This is a genomic window from Haemophilus haemolyticus (assembly GCF_001679045.1).
GTDB classification, from domain to species: domain Bacteria; phylum Pseudomonadota; class Gammaproteobacteria; order Enterobacterales; family Pasteurellaceae; genus Haemophilus; species Haemophilus haemolyticus.
The window spans coordinates 39835-54882 of record NZ_LYCK01000011.1 but is presented as its reverse complement, the minus strand read 5'-3'; the positions used below and the strand labels follow the sequence as shown (position 1 = coordinate 54882).

Sequence of the window (15048 nt, the reverse complement as noted above, 5' to 3'; positions counted from 1 at the left end):
GTCAAATTTACCCAGAATTTTGTAAATTTAAGGAATAGTTATGCCACTTACACTTTATCCACTTGCTACAATTCGTACGCATAACACAAAGGAAAATCCCGCAGAAAAGATTGGACAGCTTTGGCAGAATAATTTTGTAAAATTGCCTCAAAATGAGCCTTATTATGGTGTTTATCTGAATTACGAATCGGATTTTACGGGCTATTATGATGTTGCTGTTGCTCAAGAAAGTAAACCTGAAGGCAGTTTTTCAACCATTGAAATTGAAGATCTGACTTGGTATGAAATCTTCCCCACGACTTATGAATCAGTAGTTCAAACGTGGCAACGCATTTGGAATAAAGAAAAGCAAGGCTTATTAAAACGTGCTTATAAAGTGGATTTTGAGAAATATTATCCAAATGGAAAAGTGGATATTTACATTTCAATTTGCCCACATTGCTAAAAATAGCGAATGTAAGCGGTCAGAAATGACAAAATATTTGCAAATAAAAATACGGAAACACTATGGCAAAAAAAGATTACTACGAAGTCCTTGGCTTACAAAAAGGGGCGAGTGAGAACGACATTAAACGTGCGTATAAACGTTTAGCGTCTAAACATCACCCCGATAAAAACCAAGGTAGCAAAGAAGCAGAAGAAAAATTCAAAGAAATTAATGAAGCTTATGAAGTATTAGGCGACGATCAAAAACGCGCAGCCTACGATCAATATGGTCACGCAGCCTTTGAACAAGGTGGTGGCGCAGGTGGTTTCGGTGGTGGCTTTAGTGGTGCTGATTTCGGCGATATGTTCGGCGATATTTTTGGCGATATTTTCGGCGGTGGTGGACGTGGTCGTCAGCGTGTTGTTCGTGGCGAAGACTTACGTTATGACTTAGAAATTACTTTAGAAGAAGCCGTAAAAGGTACAACCAAAGATATTCAAATCAATACTCTTGCGCATTGTGATAGCTGTGGTGGCTCTGGGGCTGAAAAAGGTTCTAAAGTGGAAACTTGTCCACATTGTCACGGTTCGGGTCGAATTCGTCGTCAACAAGGTTTCTTTGTATCTGAAAGTATTTGTCCAACTTGTCATGGTAGCGGTAAGAAAATTGAAAAACCTTGTCGCAGCTGTCATGGCGAAGGGCGAGTTCATAAGAAAGAAAATCTTTCAGTAAAAATTCCTGCAGGCGTAGATACGGGCAACCAACTTCGTTTAGCTGGCAAAGGTGCAGCGGGCGAAAATGGCGCGCCAGCTGGAGACTTATATGTTGTGATTCACGTGAGAGAACATAACATTTTTGAACGTGATGGTAATAACTTATATTGCGAAGTACCGATTAGTTTTGCTACTGCAGCCCTTGGCGGTGAAATTGAAGTGCCGACCTTAGATGGCAGAGTGAAGCTTAAAATCCCAGCTGAAACGCAAACTGGAAAATTATTCCGCATGCGAGGCAAAGGTGTCGCCTCTACACGTAGTGGTTATGCGGGTGATTTAATTTGCCGTATTGTGGTAGAAACGCCCGTTAATTTAACCAGCGAGCAAAAAGAATTACTTCAAAAACTTGAGGAAAGTTTACAAGGTAAAGATTTAAGTAAACATGCACCAAAATCTTCAGGATTTTTGGACGGTGTGAAAAAATTCTTTGATAATTTGGGTAAATCTGACAAATAAAGATAATGAAAAAGTCCGCATTTCGCGGACTTTTTTTATATGCAAATAATCTCTTCTAAAAATTACCGCACTTTGGATTTTATTTGCGAACGGTGTATTCGCCTTCACACACCCATTTATAACTAGTTAATGCTTCTAATCCCATAGGGCCTCGAGCGTGGAGTTTTTGGGTACTCACGGCAACTTCTGCGCCTAATCCAAATTGTCCGCCGTCAGTAAAGCGTGTGCTTGCATTCACATAAACGGCGGCGGCATCGACTTGATTAATAAATTGACGGGCTAGATTTTGTGAGGAAGTTAAAATACTTTCAGAATGTTGCGTACCATATTGGCGGATATGCTCAATAGCGGCATGAACATCTTCCACAACAACGACATTCAAATCCAATGATCCCCATTCTTCACGCAATTCTTTTTCTGTCACTTCGCAGACATTCGCACCCGCTTGTTTCAATATATTAAGTGCGGTGGATTTTGCATGATATTTTACGTTTTTAGCGGAAAGGTGAGAGACGAGTTTTGGTAAAAATTCTTCAGCAATAGAACGCTGAACTAACAACGTCTCCAATGTGTTACAGGTGCTTGGACGTTGGGTTTTAGCGTTATCAATAACAAAAATCGCTTTATTTTGATCCGCACTTTCTTCAACGAAAGTATGGCAAACACCCACGCCACCCACAATAACAGGAATAGTCGAATGTTGTTTACACAATTCATGTAAACCCGCTCCACCACGAGGAATAACCATATCTACATAGCGATCTAGTTTTAATAATTGCATAACGAGTTCACGGTTTGGATCAGTAATGGCTTGCACTGCGAATTTTGGTAAGCCGGCTTGCTGCAAAGCATTTTGCACAACTTCGATTAAGATCTTGTTAGAAAACTGTGTTTCCTTACCGCCGCGTAAAATCACTGCATTACCGGTTTTAAGGCAAAGACTTGCCACATCAATGGTCACATTTGGGCGAGCCTCATAAATTGTGCCAATGACGCCGAGCGGAGTGCGTACGCGTTCGATTTTAAGTCCGCTATCCAATGTACCGCCGTCTATGATTTTCCCTACGGGATCTGAAAGTGAAATAACATGGCGTACATCATCAGCAATGCCTTGCAAACGTTCTTGTGTGAGCAGTAGGCGATCAATTAAGGCATCAGACAATCCATTTTGTTTGGCAAGTTCAATATCTTTTGCGTTTTCGGCTAAGATAAGCGGTGCTTGTTGTTCGAGTTGTTCTGCAATAATGGATAATGCACGATTTTTTTCAGCAGTGGTGAGTTGAGCTAAGATAAATGCAGCATCTTTGGCTTGTTTACCCATTTGTTCTAACATAGTTATTTCCTTTATTGTATTTATTTCTTTTTATTTGGCAGCTTATCTTGTTCTTCCGATGTGAGTTCTTGGTAATTAAACACCGGCAAACCCCATTCAAAATGAATGGCTAAAAGGCGTAAAGTAAAGCTACTAATAAGTGTGAGTAATACGGCAAGCGTATGTTCTACTTGAAGTGTGCTTAATGCGTAATAAGTTAGCGTGGCAAATAGCGCAATACTGGCGTAGAGTTCTTTTTGGAACACGAGAGGAATTCGATTGCATAGCATATCGCGTAGAACCCCGCCAAAGGCCCCTGTAATACAGCCTGCAATGCTTACAATGGTGAGGCCATGTCCCATATCCATCGCAATTTGTGCGCCAATAATGGAATACACCACTAATCCCATCGCATCAAGCACCAAGAAAATAGTGCGAAAGTAGCGCATAAAATGATTAATGAATGGCGCAACATATACGGTAATCACCGCAGCACTTGCCACCATTAAAAAATATTCCGGGTGCTTAACCCAGCCAAGAGGGTAATGCCCGAGTAGTACATCACGCACAGAGCCGCCGCCAATGGCAGTGACGGACGCGATAATTATCACGCCAAAAATATCCATTTTTTCACGACCAGCCGCAAGTGCACCTGTCATTCCTTCAGCGGTGATACCGATGATATATAAAATACTAAGTAACATTCATGTACCTAAGTGCGGTTATAATTGGTTTCATTCTACTTTAAAATTTAATGAATTTTTAGCATAATGGCGCATTATTTTTTCAGACGTCAAAATTATGTCAGAACAATCTTCTAAATATATCGCGGCATTGCTTGCGGTATTATCGATCTCAATGGTGCTTGGCATCGATCTATTTATTTTTTCTTTGCAATCTGAAAAGCAAACAATGCCTCATTTAGGTGTAGGTGTGTTGGTTGCACAGCTAATTTCGTTGTTGGTGTTTTATCGTGGCGAAATTTGCCCAGGACAACGTGGTCGTTTAATCAAAGTTAATCTGACTTTTGCTATTTATTGGGCGGTGTGGTTGGTGATAAGTCTATTACAGAATAATCACACGCTTACTAATGTGATGAGCGTATGTGGTCTTTCTGTCGTGTATTTTATTTGGAAACAACCAAAAACTGAAAAAATCCGTAACAGCTTTTTATTGATGGCTGCATTAATTGCGGGTTTAGGTTGCTTGAGTTATTTAATGATTTTTACCGTGCTTCCTGCGAGTGATTTTGCTGGATATAACCCGTTTGCACCGATTTTATCTGGAGTGATTTTGGCAAATCTTGCGCTTGTTATTGCACGAAATCGTTTACAAGGTTTTATTGCATTGTTGCCCTTAGCCATGATTATATTGCTGTCCTTAAATGCTTTGGCAATGTTCTTATTTTTACTTTTAAATGGCATGGAAAGTGTGGTTAATTCTGACAGTATTTTCGCTTACATCATTTATTTTGTTTGCCATTTTGTTATTGCAGCTATTCTGATTCTGCATAGTTTCCAAAAGTGGAAATTATCTGCCAATAGTTTATTTATCCTATTATTTATTGCGGTTTGCTTGCCGTTATGGATGCTCTTCGCTTAATGGAAAAGCAAAATAATATTGCCTCTTTGATGTTGGTGGTAGGCTGTATTTTATTTGGCTTAGGTAGTTTGATTGTTAAGTTTGTGCCTGTCTGTGCTTATGCAATTGCTTTTTGGCGATTATTAATTGCATCGGGCATTTTCTATTTTTTAATGAAACTAAAACGCCAACATTTTCCAAAAAGTAAAAAAGCCTTATTTTTTGCCGCACTTTCAGGGGGATTTTTAGCGTTTGATCTTGCCTTTTGGCATGAAAGTATTTACGCCGTAGGTCCTGGCATTTCTACCTTATTAAATAGCTTGCAAATTTTTTGTTTGGCAGCCATTGGTTTTGTCTTTTTTGCAGAACGTCAAAGTAAACTACAAATACTCAGCTTGTTTTTAGCTGTGCTTGGTGTCGCGTTAATTTCCGTCGAAGAATTACAGCATAATATTGACGGCATTTATGGCATCGTGATTGGTTTAATTTCAGCGGTAATGTTGGCTGGTTCTATGGTGATGGTGAAAAAAGTTCATCAAGAAGAGCAAACGGCATTATTTCCATTGATGTTAATTATCAGTTTGACAGGTGCTTTAGTGCTGCTTGTCCCATCTTTCAAACAATCTTTATCCAACAACATGGCAGGATTGGGGATTAGTCGTCATTTACGGTGCAGTAATGCAGTGCATTGCTTGGAGCATGATTGCTTATTCAATCCCTTTGCTTTCTCTAAGTGTTACTGGATTATTGTTACTCACGGAGCCAGTAGCTGCATTGTTGATTGATTATTTCTATTTGGATAAAGCGATTAATCTTTGGCAATGGCTTGGTGCATTGCTCACTTTATTTGCGATTTATTTAGGATCGAAACGTTAGAAATTAATGTTCCCTCACTAATATTGAGGGAACAATGATGAATTGTGATCTTATTTTCTCTCAGATTTTTTAAGATTTCGGCTAGTTAGAAAGTAATACGCCAACACGGAAATCGCAACACATGCCCCCATAGTAAAGAGCATTGGTGCGGCAGTATCCATCTTCATTGACGCGACTAAACTTCCCATAATTGCACCCACTGCAAAACGTACGCTACCAATCAAAGAATTTGCTGTTCCTGCCATTTGAGGACATCTTTCTAAAGCTGATGCCATTGAATTTGATGAAATCACCGGGTTTGGACCGACGAAAAAGGCAACGCCAATTGCCATTGGCCAAAAACCGAGATCTAAAATTGCGGTCAAAATTAGCCACATTCCAGAAAGGAATTGAATTGCGAGGGCTATCCGTAACATTGTTTCTGCGCCCACTTTAGTGACAAATCGGCTATTTAAAAAAGAGGCAAAGATCATCGTAACGATATTCATCATGAAGAAGTAACCGAACTGGTCGACGGGAACCCCATAAATGCCGATATAGACAATTGATCCTGCAGTCACAAAAGCAAATAACCCACCAAAACCAAAGGATGCGGCAAACATATAGCCGAGCACTTCTTTTTGCTTCCAAAGCAGAAGGAAATTGCGAGCGATAATATTTAAGCGCAGCGGAATACGATTTTCTTTTTTATGGGTTTCTGGAATGATGAAAAAGACCAATGCAGCGGCTGATAATCCCACAAGCGAAATAACGTAAAAAATCGCATGCCAATGGAAAAATTTAACGATGTAACCACCAATAATTGGCGCAACTAAAGGGGCAAGCATAAATACTAACGTGATGGTGGACATCACTTTGGATAGCTGATCTTTACTAAATAAATCACGTAATAATGCGCCAGAAAGTACAACAGGTGCGGCACCAAAGAAACCTTGCACAAAACGAAGAGCGGTGAAATTTCCGACTGAATTTATTTCGGTGAGTACTAAAGCTGTTAATGCGCCCACAATGACACCGAGTAAAATGATCGGTTTTCGTCCGAAACTATCACCAAAAGGCCCCCAGAAAAGCTGACCAAACGCCATGCCATAAGCAAAAGAAGTGAGCGTGTGTTGTACTTGTTCTGGACTCACGCCGAGATCTTTCGCAATTTCTAAAAAAGACGGCAAATACATATCCACGCCAAAAGGCGGTAGCATGGAGAGAATACCGAGGGTAAGAATAAAGATAAAAGTAGATTTTTGTTGATTCATATTATTTTACTAACTTTTCAATTTCACTTTGAGTTAATGGGCGGTATTCGCCTTCTTCTAAGGATTCATCTAACACAACATCCCCAATTTTCCAGCGATGTAACCCAACAACTTTATTCCCAAGTGCGGCAAACATACGTTTTACTTGATGATAGCGACCTTCAGAAATGGTCAGATTCACATTGTAATCATCTAAGATTTCTAATTTTGCTGGTTTAGTGGGCTCTTTTTCTCCGCGTAATAAAATGCCTTCCGCACAAGCCGCAGCATAATTTTCTTCTACGGGATCAGCTAATGTCACCAAATAGGTTTTTTCACAATGATGTTTTGGCGAAGTGATGCGATGTGACCATTGTCCATCATCCGTAAGCAATACGAGACCTGTCGTATCCACATCTAAGCGACCCGCGCTATGTAGTTTTCCAGCCAAAGGGTAATCGAAAAATTGATAAATTGTTGGATAGTTGCCGTCATCATTAGAACAAACACAGCCTTGTGGTTTATTCAACATAAAATACTGGCCTTCTTCGACCCAAGTTAATAATTCATCTTCAAAATAAATTTCGTCTTCTTGTGAAATTTGTACTGAGCCACTTTTGACAATTTCACCGTTGATTTTTACCGCACTTTGGCGGATCGCTTTTGTTGCTTGAGAACGAGTTAATCCCATATTTTCAGCAATAAATTTATCTAATCTCATTATGTTTTCTCTTGTTAAAATTCGCTAGGCATTGTACAGGTTTTTGCTTTTAGAACGAAACAAAAAAGGCTGCAATGCAGCCTTTATCTATTAAGCTTGGTTAAACCACTTCACGTAATCGAATTGATCGTAATATTTTTTCCCATTCCAGCCAGAAAATTCAAAAATATCGCCCACCTGATTTTGCTTCTCGAAGCCTTTTATATAATAAGCCGATGTAAAAGCAGGACAGGGCTTGTGAGTAAAAATCACTTTATTTTTGAAAGGGAGTTGATCAAAAAGTTGAATGTCTTTTTCGGTTACACCATCTCGATCTGTCATCATAATAAAAAGATTATCGAAATTCATTCGTGACGTGCGAAGTTGCCATTTTTCATTGGCTTCTTGCTCACTGTGATAGTGCATAAAATGAATTTCAAGATCGGCAAGTTTTCCCACTGGATAACTTTTTTCTGTTTGTACGAATGTGAGAGGTTGAGTGAGATAGAAATCCATATTTTGTAAATAACGCAAGAAATCCTGTGGCGAGAGATAGAGATTCACAAAAGGGGAATTAAACGGCTGGTGCAAATCATGTAAGATAAAAGCCCCCACGCAATTGGCAGAAATGACAGTCATGCCTTGGTTAGTCAATTTACGTTGTAATGAACGATTGATAAAAAATCTTTGGCATTTATTCACCGCACTTTTAATTTTTTGAAATGGATTCATTTTATTATCCTCAATGATTCTCTTGTGAAAATCCTACCTTTTTTGCTGAAAAATGAAAAGTCTAGCTAATGCTACGCATCAAAAAATTTTGTAATGATTTTGTGAAAATTTGCAGTCTGTCACAATTTTTTTAATAAAAAGCCGCTATAATCGACGCAATATTTCAATCCTGTTTCAATAAAATGGAGCATTTATTATGAGCGAACAATTACGTCAAGCTGCCTTAGATTTCCACGAATTCCCAATTCCTGGAAAAATCGAAGTTACCCCAACAAAATCATTAGCAACGCAACGCGATCTGGCTTTAGCTTATTCACCGGGTGTGGCAGAGCCTTGTTTAGAAATTGAAAAAGATCCTGCCGCCTCTTACAAATATACAGCACGTGGAAATTTAGTGGCGGTGATTTCCAATGGTACAGCGGTACTTGGTCTTGGTAATATTGGCGCGCTTGCGGGCAAACCTGTAATGGAAGGGAAGGGCGTATTGTTCAAAAAATTCGCTGGTATCAACGTATTTGATATTGAAGTGAATGAACATGATCCCGATAAACTTGTCGATATTATTGCCTCGTTAGAGCCGACTTTCGGTGGGATCAATTTAGAAGATATTAAAGCACCAGAATGTTTCTATATTGAACAAAAATTGCGTGAGAGAATGAATATTCCTGTATTCCATGATGACCAACATGGTACGGCGATCATCAGTGCTGCCGCGATCATCAATTCTCTTCGTATTGTAGGTAAAAAAATTGAAGATGTTCGACTTGTTGCCTCTGGTGCGGGAGCTGCATCTATCGCGTGCTTGAACTTATTGCTTTCTTTAGGTATGAAACGTGAAAATATCACGGTTTGCGACTCGAAAGGCGTGGTATATAAAGGTCGTGATGACAAAATGGATCAAACCAAAAAAGATTATGCAATTGAAGATAATGGCTGGCGTAAACTTGGCGATGCGATTCCAAATGCAGATATTTTCTTAGGTTGTTCCGCAGCTGGTGCGCTTACACAAGATATGGTGAAAACCATGGCTGCGCATCCAATTATTCTTGCTTTAGCTAACCCAAATCCTGAAATTACCCCGCCAGAAGCGAAAGCGGTTCGTCCTGATGCGATTGTATGTACAGGCCGATCTGATTATCCAAACCAAGTAAATAACGTGCTTTGTTTCCCATTCATTTTCCGTGGCGCATTAGATGTGGGCGCAACCACTATTAATGAAGAAATGAAACGTGCGGCAGTTTATGCCATCGCCGACCTTGCATTAGAAGAGCAAAATGAAGTTGTAACTTCTGCTTACGGTGGTGAAGGCGCGACATTTGGTGCAGATTATGTGATTCCTCGTCCATTTGATCCTCGCTTAATTGTGCGTATCGCACCAGCGGTAGCAAAAGCTGCAATGGAATCTGGTGTGGCAACTCGTCCAATTCAAAATTGGGATGCTTATGTTGAAAAACTAACTCAGTTTGTTTACAAAACGAGCTTGTTTATGCGCCCTATTTTCAGCCAAGCAAAAGCGGCAAAACAACGCATTATTTTAGCGGAAGGGGAAGAAAATAAAGCATTGCATGCCACCCAAGAAGTGATTTCAATGGGCTTGGCAAATCCAATTTTAATTGGTCGCCGTAGCGTGATTGAAGAAAAAATTAAAAAACTTGGCTTACGTTTAACTGCGGGTGTGGATTTTGAAATTGTGGATAACGAAGATAATCCTCGCTATGAAGAATGTTGGAAACACTATTACGAACTTACTAAACGTAAAGGCATTACACCTGCAATCGCAAAACGTGTCGTGCGTTCTAATACCACCGTATTAGCTTCTACATTGCTTAGCTTAGGTTATGCAGATGCTTTAGTATGTGGTTTATTTGGTTCATACGGAAAACACCTTGCATCTATTCGCGATATTATTGGCTTAAAAGATGGTGTGAAAACTGCTGCTGCTTTAAATAGCCTTGTATTACCAACAGGTAACGTATTCTTAACTGATACTCATGTAAACAGTAATCCAACAACAGAAGAATTAGCCGAAATCACCTTAATGGCCGCAGAAGAAATTCACCGTTTCGGTATTGAACCTGCAGTTGCATTGCTTTCTCATTCTAATTTTGGTTCCTCTAATTCACTCGGTGCACCAAAAATGCGTGAAGTGTTACAGATCGTAAAAGAGCGTAATCCACACTTAATGATCGATGGTGAAATGCGCGGTGATTTAGCGATGAATGAAGCTCACCGTAAAGAAGTCATGCCTGATAGCCCATTGAAAGGAAGCGCAAATTTATTAGTGTTCCCTGATTTGAGCGCATCACGTATTAGTTATAGCTTATTGCGCGGCACCACTACGGCAATTACTGTTGGCCCGATCTTAATGGGTATGAACAAATCTGCGCATATTCTTAATCCGGGGGCGTCTGTTCGTCGTATTATTAATATGATTGCCTATGCTGCGGTGAAAGCACAACAAGAGTAATCAAAAAAGTGCGGTGAATTTTTATTAAATTTCCGTCGTTTACTTAACAAAGCCTCGATTTTTCTCGGGGCTTTATTTTTATCATTCTATTGAATGTTATTGGTTAAAATCGTTCTACACAGAATTTGGCATATTGTTTACATTTGAGATTAAGTAAAACTATGCGAAAATTGACCGCACTTTAAGACTTTTGTCGTGTCGAAAAGGAACCGACCGATAGACAGTTGCCTATCTTTCTTCAATTTAATACGGCTTGTATGCCGTTTTGTTAGTGGTTTTTACAATGAAAAAAGCGCATTCTCCTTTATTCCCCATCTTCATCGTGTTGATTAATCTCATCATTCTTTCTTTATCCCGTTTGGGACTTGCTGTATGGCAATCAGAGCGTGTATCCGCCGTAGATGGCTGGTTGCAATTATTTTTGCAAGGTGTACGAATGGATGTTGTTGCTCTCTGTTATTTATTTGGTGTACCTGCATTGCTCACAACATTGTTCCATAGCAGTAAAGTTTGGGTAAAAATTTTACGCATTTGGTTAACGCTTGGCAGCGTGTTTATTATCTTTATGGAAATTGCCACACCTGCCTTTATTGAAACCTACGATTACCGACCAAATCGTTTATTTATCGAATATCTGATTTATCCGAAAGAAGTTTTTTCAATGCTTGCGGAAGGGCATTTAAGTGCGGTGATTTTTAGCCTTGTTTTCACGATTTTAGCCGCTGTGATTTATTGGAAAATTTCTGGTTGGGCAGTCAAAAATTTACGTTCAATCAGTTGGAAGCTTCTCCCTCTGATTGCTTTGCTTGTTATTGTCGTGAGCTTCCTTGGGGCGCGTTCAAGTTTTCAACACCGCGGTATTAATCCCGCCATGGTGGCATTTTCTTCCGATGCGTTAGTTAATTCTTTGGTGCTTAACTCGGGTTATTCCGTCATTTATGCCGCACAGCAATTTAAAGATGAAGAAAAATCTTCAGAAATGTACGGGAAAATGGATGCAGATGAAATGTTTCGTATTGTTAAAGCCAGTCGTGGTCGTCCAGACAGCGATTATATTTCAGATAAATATCCAACTTTAACGAAAAATGTCGCGACTTATCAGGGTAAACCTAAAAATATCGTGATTTTGTTACAAGAAAGTCTCGGCGCTCAATTTATTGGAACGCTCGGTGGCAAACCACTTTCTCCAAATGTGGATCAGCTTGCAAAAGAAGGGTGGTTATTTGAAAATCTTTATGCAACAGGTACGCGTTCAGTACGTGGTATTGAAGCAACAACCGCAGGTTTTACGCCAACACCAGCTCGTGCAGTGGTAAAACTTAATAATGCCCAAAGTGGTTTCTTTACTATTGCGGATTTACTACATAAACAAGGTTATAACACTTCCTTTATTTATGGCGGTGAAAAGCATTTCGACAATATGGCGAGCTTTTTCTACGGCAATGGTTTTAAAGATATTTGGGATCAACAAGATTACCAAAATCCAAAATTTACTGGCACTTGGGGTGTGAGTGATGAGGATTTATTTGATAAAGCCAATGAAACCTTCACGAAATTACAAAATGAAGGTAAACCGTTCTTTAGTTTAGTGTTTAGTTCCAGCAATCACGATCCATTTGAATATCCAGATGGCAAGATTGAGCTTTATGAGCAACCAAAAGCCACTCGTAATAACGCAGCAAAATATGCGGATTATGCGTTAGGTCATTTCTTTAAAATGGCAAAACAGTCTAATTATTGGAAAGATACGATTTTCTTAATTGTTGCGGATCACGATTCTCGTGTAGGCGGAGCAAGTCTTGTGCCGATTAAGCATTTCCATATTCCAGCTTTGATTCTTGGTGATGGCATTACGCCACGTCGTGACAGCCGTCTTGTGAGCCAAATTGATATGCCAACCACATTGCTTTCTTTAGCTGGCATCAGTGGCAATTATCCAATGATTGGCTTTGATTTAACGCAAGATGTAAACCCAGATCGTGCCTTTATGCAATACGATCAAACTCAAGCAATGATGAAAGGCAATAATGATGTGGTGATTCAAATGCCAAATAAAGCGGCACAAGGTTATCATTATGATAAAGCTTCAGAAACTTTAACGCCAAAAGACGTGCCTGATGCAATGAAAAAAGAAGCATTGGCTCACGCTTTATTAGGCAGTTATTTATATAAAAATCGCTTGTATTCTTCAGGTGAAAACAAATAAACGGGACGCCAGCTTAAGCTGGCGTTTCTTTTAGTTATCAAAAACAAATTGTTCACGTAATTGATGTAATTGATCTCGAATTGCCGCGGCTTTTTCAAATTCCAAATCTTGCGCAAATTTATACATTTGTTGTTCCAGTTTTTTGATTTGTTGTTGATATTCTTTGGCATTTTTCGGTGCATTATAAAGTGCGGTTGGTTCTGCCGCCATTTTTCCACGTTGTTTATTGGCTTTCGCTTTTTGGTTTGCACCTTGCCCAATATCTAACAATTCACCGACTTTCTTATTTAATGCCTGTGGCACAATGCCATGTTCTTCATTGTATTTTGTTTGTTTTTCACGACGACGATTGGTTTCAGTAATAGCTTTTTCCATCGATTTTGTGATGCTATCCGCATATAAAATAGCTTTACCATTTAAGTTTCGTGCAGCTCGGCCGATGGTTTGAATTAAAGAACGTTCGGAGCGTAAAAATCCTTCTTTGTCAGCATCTAAAATCGCCACAAGAGACACTTCCGGAATATCTAAACCTTCACGTAATAAGTTAATTCCAACCAATACATCAAATTCGCCTAAACGCAAATCACGGATAATTTCCACACGCTCCACGGTATCAATATCCGAATGTAGATAACGTACACGAATCCCGTGTTCATCTAAATAATCCGTTAAATCTTCCGCCATTTTTTTAGTGAGTGTTGTCACTAAAACGCGCTCATTTTTATCCGCTCTTTGGCGAGCTTCGGAAAGTAAATCATCCACTTGAATTGAGACAGGACGAATTTCAATGAGCGGATCAAGCAAACCAGTCGGACGAACCACTTGATCGATGATTTCACTGCCTGATTTTTCTAATTCATAAGGCCCAGGGGTTGCGGAAACATAGATGGTTTGTGGGGCTAAGCGTTCAAATTCCTCAAAGCGTAACGGACGATTATCCAATGCGGATGGCAAACGGAAACCATATTCGACCAAGGTTTCTTTACGTGAACGGTCGCCACGATACATTCCACCAATTTGAGGCACCGTCACATGAGATTCATCAATAATTAAAATAGCATCAGAGGGCATATAATCAAATAATGTTGGTGGTGGTTCGCCCTCATTTCTTCCCGATAAATAGCGAGAGTAGTTTTCAATACCCGAGCAATAACCCAATTCATTCATCATTTCAATATCAAATTGGGTACGTTGGCTGATGCGTTGTTCTTCTAAAAGTTTATGTTCTTTAATGAAGTATTCACGGCGTGATACGAGTTCTTTTTTGATGTTTTCTATCGCATCTAAAATACGTTCTCTTGGCGTAACATAGTGAGTCTTAGGGTAGATCGTAAAACGTGGAACAGCCCCAAAACTACTGCCAGTGAGCGGATCAAATAAACTTAATCGTTCAATTTCATCATCAAATAATTCAATACGCACCGCACGATCATCGGATTCCGCAGGAAAAATATCAATAATTTCCCCGCGAACACGGAAAGTTCCACGCTGAAATGCTTGATCATTGCGGGTATATTGCAATTCTGCTAACTTCGCTAAAATTTGGCGTTGATCGATAATGGCACCTTGTTGTAAATGCAACATCATTTGTAAATAGCTATCAGGATCGCCCAAACCATAAATTGCAGAAACGGAAGCCACCACGATGGTGTCTCGACGTTCTAGAAAAGATTTCGTCGCAGAAAGACGCATTTGTTCGATTTGATCATTAATAGATGCATCTTTTTCAATAAATGTATCGCTGCTCGGCACATAGGCTTCTGGCTGATAATAATCATAGTAAGACACAAAATATTCCACCGCATTTTCTGGAAAAAAGGCTTTCATTTCGGCATAAAGCTGGGCTGCAAGGGTTTTATTTGGCGCAAGTAACATTGCGGGGCGATTTAATTGGGCGATCACGTTGGCAATAGTAAAGGTTTTCCCCGATCCTGTTACACCGAGCAAAGTTTGATGTGCCAATCCATCTGTTAAATTTTCAGCCAATTTTTCGATAGCTTGTGGCTGATCGCCAGAAGGACGAAAGTCGGAATGCAGAATGAATGGTTTTGTGTTGATTTTTTCAGACATAAAGTGCGGTCGGTTTTTTCATAGTTTTGAATAATTTCTATTTTAGCATATTTAATGTGTAAAATTGATCAGGCAAAAATCTAAGTTTTACACAGACTTAGCGATGTCAAGAGGAAGATGTCACAAATTCATAAAAAAAACTTTAATTTTTTACTAGACAAAACTTAACCTGTTGATTTTAAATTGAAATTTAATTTTAGGCTAATCTGTAATCAA

The 15048-nt window shown here is 39.4% G+C and carries 11 protein-coding genes and 1 pseudogene; 6 read left to right on the top strand and 6 right to left on the bottom strand.

Features of this window, described 5'->3' with window-relative positions; all coding sequences use genetic code 11:
• The first annotated feature begins 40 nt into the window (after positions 1 to 40).
• Both A8M50_RS03070 and dnaJ read left to right on the top strand, forming a co-directional pair.
• The gene (locus A8M50_RS03070) at positions 41 to 445 is read left to right on the top strand and encodes a GyrI-like domain-containing protein (RefSeq protein WP_005634784.1); all 405 of its coding nucleotides are present in this window, start codon (positions 41 to 43) and stop codon (positions 443 to 445) included.
• A 62-nt stretch (positions 446 to 507) separates the two neighbouring features.
• Positions 508 to 1656: a molecular chaperone DnaJ gene (gene dnaJ / locus A8M50_RS03065; protein ID WP_005646659.1), complete on the top strand. Its 1149-nt coding sequence runs from the start codon at positions 508 to 510 to the stop codon at positions 1654 to 1656.
• 79 nt (positions 1657 to 1735) lie between these two features.
• Here dnaJ and proA read toward each other — a convergent pair whose 3' ends face one another.
• Together proA and A8M50_RS03055 are read right to left on the bottom strand one after the other, a co-directional pair.
• A complete protein-coding gene (gene proA / locus A8M50_RS03060; protein WP_005646677.1) occupies positions 1736 to 2989 on the bottom strand; it encodes a glutamate-5-semialdehyde dehydrogenase in 1254 nt (417 codons plus the stop codon).
• 20 nt (positions 2990 to 3009) lie between these two features.
• A complete protein-coding gene (locus A8M50_RS03055; RefSeq protein WP_005646565.1) occupies positions 3010 to 3672 on the bottom strand; it encodes a trimeric intracellular cation channel family protein in 663 nt (220 codons plus the stop codon).
• Between the two features lie 97 nt (positions 3673 to 3769).
• Here A8M50_RS03055 and A8M50_RS03050 point away from each other — a divergent pair, with 97 nt between their 5' ends.
• The gene (locus tag A8M50_RS03050; protein WP_005646555.1) at positions 3770 to 4570 is read left to right on the top strand and encodes an HI_1241 family integral membrane domain; all 801 of its coding nucleotides are present in this window, start codon (positions 3770 to 3772) and stop codon (positions 4568 to 4570) included.
• Positions 4552 to 5425: pseudogene (locus tag A8M50_RS03045) on the top strand (DMT family transporter). The gene A8M50_RS03050 and the pseudogene A8M50_RS03045 overlap by 19 nt, the downstream one beginning before the upstream one ends.
• 50 nt (positions 5426 to 5475) lie before the next feature.
• Here the strand turns inward: A8M50_RS03045 and A8M50_RS03040 are convergent.
• The 3 genes from A8M50_RS03040 to A8M50_RS03030 all read right to left on the bottom strand — a co-directional run bounded on the left by A8M50_RS03040 (position 5476) and on the right by A8M50_RS03030 (position 8089).
• Positions 5476 to 6678, bottom strand: a complete 1203-nt coding sequence (locus tag A8M50_RS03040; RefSeq protein ID WP_005646508.1) for a Bcr/CflA family multidrug efflux MFS transporter — start codon at positions 6676 to 6678, stop codon at positions 5476 to 5478.
• 1 nt (position 6679) lies between these two features.
• Positions 6680 to 7378 carry a 16S rRNA pseudouridine(516) synthase RsuA gene (gene rsuA, locus A8M50_RS03035; RefSeq protein ID WP_005646535.1) on the bottom strand — a complete coding sequence of 233 codons (699 nt, stop codon included), beginning with the start codon at positions 7376 to 7378 and terminating at the stop codon, positions 6680 to 6682.
• 90 nt (positions 7379 to 7468) lie between these two features.
• The gene (locus A8M50_RS03030) at positions 7469 to 8089 is read right to left on the bottom strand and encodes a DUF1919 domain-containing protein (protein ID WP_005646477.1); all 621 of its coding nucleotides are present in this window, start codon (positions 8087 to 8089) and stop codon (positions 7469 to 7471) included.
• Positions 8090 to 8285: 196 nt separating this feature from the next.
• On the opposite strand from A8M50_RS03030, the gene A8M50_RS03025 reads away from it, so the two are divergent.
• Together A8M50_RS03025 and A8M50_RS03020 are read left to right on the top strand one after the other, a co-directional pair.
• Complete coding sequence (locus A8M50_RS03025; RefSeq protein ID WP_005646657.1) at positions 8286 to 10556, top strand: NADP-dependent malic enzyme; 2271 nt, start codon at positions 8286 to 8288, stop codon at positions 10554 to 10556.
• Positions 10557 to 10839: 283 nt separating this feature from the next.
• Positions 10840 to 12762 carry an LTA synthase family protein gene (locus A8M50_RS03020; protein WP_005646521.1) on the top strand — a complete coding sequence of 641 codons (1923 nt, stop codon included), beginning with the start codon at positions 10840 to 10842 and terminating at the stop codon, positions 12760 to 12762.
• Positions 12763 to 12792: 30 nt separating this feature from the next.
• Here the strand turns inward: A8M50_RS03020 and uvrB are convergent, their stop codons facing one another.
• Positions 12793 to 14832 carry an excinuclease ABC subunit UvrB gene (uvrB, locus tag A8M50_RS03015; protein WP_005646675.1) on the bottom strand — a complete coding sequence of 680 codons (2040 nt, stop codon included), beginning with the start codon at positions 14830 to 14832 and terminating at the stop codon, positions 12793 to 12795.
• Positions 14833 to 15048 lie beyond the last annotated feature (216 nt).

Excerpts from the sequence above, each read along its gene's own strand:
- A8M50_RS03070 (WP_005634784.1), top strand. The coding sequence starts at position 41 with ATGCCACTTACACTTTATCCACTTGCTACAATTCGTACGCATAACACA.
- rsuA (WP_005646535.1), bottom strand. The coding sequence starts at position 7,378 with ATGAGATTAGATAAATTTATTGCTGAAAATATGGGATTAACTCGTTCT.
- A8M50_RS03020 (WP_005646521.1), top strand. The coding sequence starts at position 10,840 with ATGAAAAAAGCGCATTCTCCTTTATTCCCCATCTTCATCGTGTTGATT.
- uvrB (WP_005646675.1), bottom strand. The coding sequence starts at position 14,832 with ATGTCTGAAAAAATCAACACAAAACCATTCATTCTGCATTCCGACTTT.
- A8M50_RS03030 (WP_005646477.1), bottom strand. The coding sequence starts at position 8,089 with ATGAATCCATTTCAAAAAATTAAAAGTGCGGTGAATAAATGCCAAAGA.
- proA (WP_005646677.1), bottom strand. The coding sequence starts at position 2,989 with ATGTTAGAACAAATGGGTAAACAAGCCAAAGATGCTGCATTTATCTTA.
- A8M50_RS03050 (WP_005646555.1), top strand. The coding sequence starts at position 3,770 with ATGTCAGAACAATCTTCTAAATATATCGCGGCATTGCTTGCGGTATTA.
- dnaJ (WP_005646659.1), top strand. The coding sequence starts at position 508 with ATGGCAAAAAAAGATTACTACGAAGTCCTTGGCTTACAAAAAGGGGCG.
- A8M50_RS03040 (WP_005646508.1), bottom strand. The coding sequence starts at position 6,678 with ATGAATCAACAAAAATCTACTTTTATCTTTATTCTTACCCTCGGTATT.
- A8M50_RS03055 (WP_005646565.1), bottom strand. The coding sequence starts at position 3,672 with ATGTTACTTAGTATTTTATATATCATCGGTATCACCGCTGAAGGAATG.
- A8M50_RS03025 (WP_005646657.1), top strand. The coding sequence starts at position 8,286 with ATGAGCGAACAATTACGTCAAGCTGCCTTAGATTTCCACGAATTCCCA.